Raw genomic sequence first — 3,684 nt, 5'->3', positions numbered from 1 at the left:
CAAATCAGGCCGACAACGAAGGGAGGAAGCCAAAATCTTGACCACGGCGTAACCGCCGTTCCATACACAAAAGGCGGGTCAATTCTCGGTGGAAATACCGGGTCAGTTCTCAGTGAAAATCAACAGCAGGTCGAAGCGCTCTATGAGAAGCTCGACCACGCGCCGCCCGCCAAGTGGCTGTTCCCGAGGCGGGACGGGATGGCGCCGATCGACATCCGCACGGCCTGGGAGAACGCACGGGACGCAGCCGGACTGGTGGATTTCAGGTTTCACGACATCCGCCACTCGACGGCCAGCTATCTGGCGATGAACGGCGCAAGCCTCGTGGAGATTGCCGAGGTGCTGGGGCACAGGACGCTTCAGATGGTGCGCCGGTACGCGCACCTGTCGGAAAGCCACGTCAAGGAGCTGGTGCAGAGCGTCAACGACAAAGTGCTGCCCGCCGAGCTGTAGCCCGCTTACACTTCATTGTTCGGCAAGCAATTTTCGGCTATAGGTAAGGTTCCTGCTCTTTATAGGCCCCTTATACCATGAGGTTTACCATGGTTGATTTTCGGGACCTGGCGACCGTGAAGCAGGTAGCGGTGGAAGCACCGTTCATCACGGAAGCCAAGCTGCGTTGGTGGATATTCCATGCGGAAACGAATGGACTGAAACCTGCGCTGATCAAGATCGGTGGACGGGTCTATATCGACCGTGCCGAATTCAACAAGTGGCTGGAGGGTCAGCGTATGGCTCCGAAGGCTTTGAACGACGCGGCCTGACACGGCCTTCGACCTCGACCGAAGCCCCACCCTCGCGGTGGGGCTTCTTTCGTCTATCATAATATGGCCTTGACTCCATATTGCTTCAGAACCATATTTAAGCATGGAATGGGAAGTGAACTTTCATGAGGCGTTCGACGGCGAGTTCGCCGAACTGCCGGAGGCCGTACAGGATGAGCTGCTTGCTCATGCGGCGCTGTTGGCGACGTTCGGCCCACAGCTGAAACGCCCGCGTGCGGATACCCTGAACGGGTCTAAGCACGCCAACATGAAAGAGCTTCGCTTCGATGCGGACGATGGCGTCTGGCGGGTCGCTTTTGCATTCGACCCTGAACGCAAAGGCATTCTGCTGGTGGCCGGCGATAAGTCCGGCCAGTCGGAAAAGCGGTTCTACCGCCAACTGATCGCCAAGGCGGACGAGAGATTTGACAGCCACCTTGCGGGGCTGAAGCAAAAAGGAGGTCGATGATGGCGACCACACTCAAGACGATGATGGACCGACTTCCGGCCGAGCGGCGGGAGCGGGTTAAGGCTCGTGCGGAAGAACTGATTGCGGAAGAGCTGACGCTCCGTGATCTGCGGAAGGCACGCGACCTGACACAGGAGCGCATGGCTGAAATGCTGGACATCGGCCAGGACAGCATCTCGCGCCTTGAACAGCGTTCCGACCTACTGCTCTCCACCCTGCGCAGCTATGTGAGCGCCATGGGCGGCAGCCTGGAACTCGTCGCACGCTTCCCCGACCGTCCTGCCGTCACTCTTTCCGGCCTGACGGGACTTTCAAGCGGAGACACAAAGCCGAAGCGAAAGAGCAAGGTGCTCAAGCAAGCACGCGTATGATCAAACTCAAACCGTACCGGAGAGGCGGGATCAGCCGTCGCTGTCTTCGTGATAGGCTTCCTTCTTACTTTTGTTAGCGTTCCGCACTTCGTGGCGGCTAAGAATCATAAGCTGGCTTCCAATGACTACATGCCAGCATTCTCGTAGTGTGATACTCGCCAAGAAATAGAGCGAAGCCTCGATTGAAGCCTGGACATACTTGTTACAGAAAATCGCAGCATCAAAAACCTTCAAACCGGCGAAGCCCCACGCAACCAGCGTCACGAGAATAACGAGAATTGCCAGTTGAAAAGTGTAGACGTAGGTCCGAATTCCATCCGGATGATGTTCAGCGATTTTTTCAATCTCGCTTTCCTGGAGCAACGCCTGTGCGTTTCCCACCCAAGCAAACGAGAGCCCAATAAATATGCCAGCAAGAGGCAAAAGGAACGTCTGTGCCGCTTCATGGATAGAGACTGTTGATTTTCACTGAGAACTGACCCGGTATTTCCACCGAGAATTGACCCGCCTTTTGTGTATGGAACGGCGGTTACGCCGTGGTCAAGATTTTGGCTTCCTCCCTTCGTTGTCGGCCTGATTTGCGGTGCTGTTTTTGAAGCGGAAGCTTTCGTTTCCGGTTTCAAGGATATGGCAGTGGTGCGTGAGCCGGTCGAGCAGTGCGGTGGTCATCTTGGCATCTCCGAAGACGGCCGAGGGGGCGTCACGACTGATCCGCCAGCGCAACTTCGCCATCCCTGAAAGCTGCCGCGAGGCGCTGATCGATTGGGTGCTGGGCGAAGACCCGGTGCTGGCTTGGATCGACGCCTGCGTGAAGGTCGTGCCCATCGTGAACGGCGGCCCGATGCTCGCCACCCGCGATGCGCACCTCAGGTTCCAGAACTGGGCGCAGGCCGAGGGGTTCGCGCCCGCGACCGCCGATCCAGAAGGCCGCACGGTCGAGGTGGTCTGGTCCACCGGCGCGCCCGTGCGCCGCCGCGACATGGCGGGCCAGTATATCGAACGCCTCAGCCTCGCGCCCGAGGCAGTGGACCTGTCGCGCCTCGAAGGGGCCAGCGTCCTGGACGCGCATCGCCAGACCGCGGTGCGCGATGTGCTGGGCTCCGTCCGCAGCGCCGCGGTCGACGGAAAGCGTGGCACCGCCCTCATCCAGTTCTCGGCTCGGCCCGAGGTGGAGCCGGTCTGGCAGGACGTGCTGGCGGGGATCCTGCGCCATGTCTCGGTCGGCTACTCGGTCGAGGACTGGGCCGAGACGACCGAGAACGGCGTGCGCGTGCTGACCGCCGTGCGCTGGACCCCTCACGAGATTTCCCTGGTGCCGACGCCCGCCGATCCCGGCGCCCACATTCGCATGGAGACAGAGATGACCGACACGACCACCACCCCGGCCCCGACCGAGGCGCCCACCACCGAGACCCGCGCCGAAGCGAATGCCGAGATCCGCTCCATCGCCCGCATCGCCGGGCTCGATCAGTCCTGGATCGACGGGCAGATCGACGGAGGCGCCGATCCAGACACCGCCCGCCGCGCGGCCTTCGAGGCGCTGGCGAAACGCAGCGCGCCTGCGATCCGCACCGAGCAAGTCCGCGTCGAGATGGGCGAGAGCCAGGACGACCCCGCCCTGCGCGCACGCCAGATGGGCGAGGCGCTCTACGCCCGGATCAATCCGCGTCACGAGTTGAGCGGACCGGCCCGGCGCTACGCCTATTCCACGCCGGTAGACATGGCGAAGGAGCTGCTGACGCTGCGCGGCGAGTCCACCATGGCGCTGTCGCCCGCGAGCCTCGTGACCCGTGCTCTGCACACCACCTCCGACTTCCCCATCATCCTCGGGGACACGGTGGGCCGGGTGCTGCGCGACGCCTATCAGGCCGCACCCTCGGGCATCCGCCGCCTCGGCCGCCAGACCACGGCGCGGGACTTCCGCGCGGTGAACAAGATCATGCTGGGCGATGCGCAACGTGATCCGGATCGATGAAGCCCGGATCAAGGACCATCTGGGAGAGATGGTGCGTGGCACTGTCGAGGAGGCGTTGAACGCGATGCTGGACGCGGAGGCGGACCGGCTTTGCGGAGCTGGCCG

6 protein-coding genes and 1 pseudogene are annotated in these 3,684 nt (G+C 61.6%); 5 read left to right on the top strand and 2 right to left on the bottom strand.

Features of this window, described 5'->3' with window-relative positions:
- From F0184_RS20385 to F0184_RS20370, 4 genes are all read left to right on the top strand, one after another.
- The coding region (locus tag F0184_RS20385; RefSeq protein WP_150497971.1) for a site-specific integrase at window positions 1-453 on the top strand (453 nt) is incomplete at its 5' end.
- Window positions 454-542: 89 nt separating this feature from the next.
- The gene (locus F0184_RS20380; protein ID WP_150497970.1) at window positions 543-764 is read left to right on the top strand and encodes a MerR family transcriptional regulator; all 222 of its coding nucleotides are present in this window, start codon (window positions 543-545) and stop codon (window positions 762-764) included.
- Window positions 765-867: 103 nt separating this feature from the next.
- The gene (locus F0184_RS20375; RefSeq protein ID WP_150497969.1) at window positions 868-1,233 is read left to right on the top strand and encodes a type II toxin-antitoxin system RelE/ParE family toxin; all 366 of its coding nucleotides are present in this window, start codon (window positions 868-870) and stop codon (window positions 1,231-1,233) included.
- Window positions 1,230-1,604, top strand: coding sequence for a helix-turn-helix domain-containing protein (locus F0184_RS20370; protein ID WP_206668398.1), 375 nt, complete (start codon window positions 1,230-1,232; stop codon window positions 1,602-1,604). Before F0184_RS20375 ends, F0184_RS20370 begins: the two co-directional genes overlap by 4 nt.
- Window positions 1,605-1,634: 30 nt before the next feature.
- Here the strand turns inward: F0184_RS20370 and F0184_RS20365 are convergent, their stop codons facing one another.
- Together F0184_RS20365 and F0184_RS20360 are read right to left on the bottom strand one after the other, a co-directional pair.
- Complete coding sequence (locus F0184_RS20365; protein ID WP_150497968.1) at window positions 1,635-1,967, bottom strand: hypothetical protein; 333 nt, start codon at window positions 1,965-1,967, stop codon at window positions 1,635-1,637.
- 177 nt (window positions 1,968-2,144) lie between these two features.
- A pseudogene (locus F0184_RS20360) lies at window positions 2,145-2,297 on the bottom strand (ATP-binding protein); the annotation flags it as partial.
- A 148-nt stretch (window positions 2,298-2,445) separates the two neighbouring features.
- On the opposite strand from F0184_RS20360, the gene F0184_RS20355 reads away from it, so the two are divergent.
- Complete coding sequence (locus tag F0184_RS20355; protein ID WP_150497972.1) at window positions 2,446-3,579, top strand: HK97 family phage prohead protease; 1,134 nt, start codon at window positions 2,446-2,448, stop codon at window positions 3,577-3,579.
- Window positions 3,580-3,684: the final 105 nt, after the last annotated feature.

This window comes from Roseibium aquae (assembly GCF_008711285.1).
In the GTDB taxonomy this organism is placed as follows: Bacteria; Pseudomonadota; Alphaproteobacteria; order Rhizobiales; family Stappiaceae; genus Roseibium; species Roseibium aquae.
This window is presented reverse-complemented; position numbering and strand designations above follow the sequence as displayed.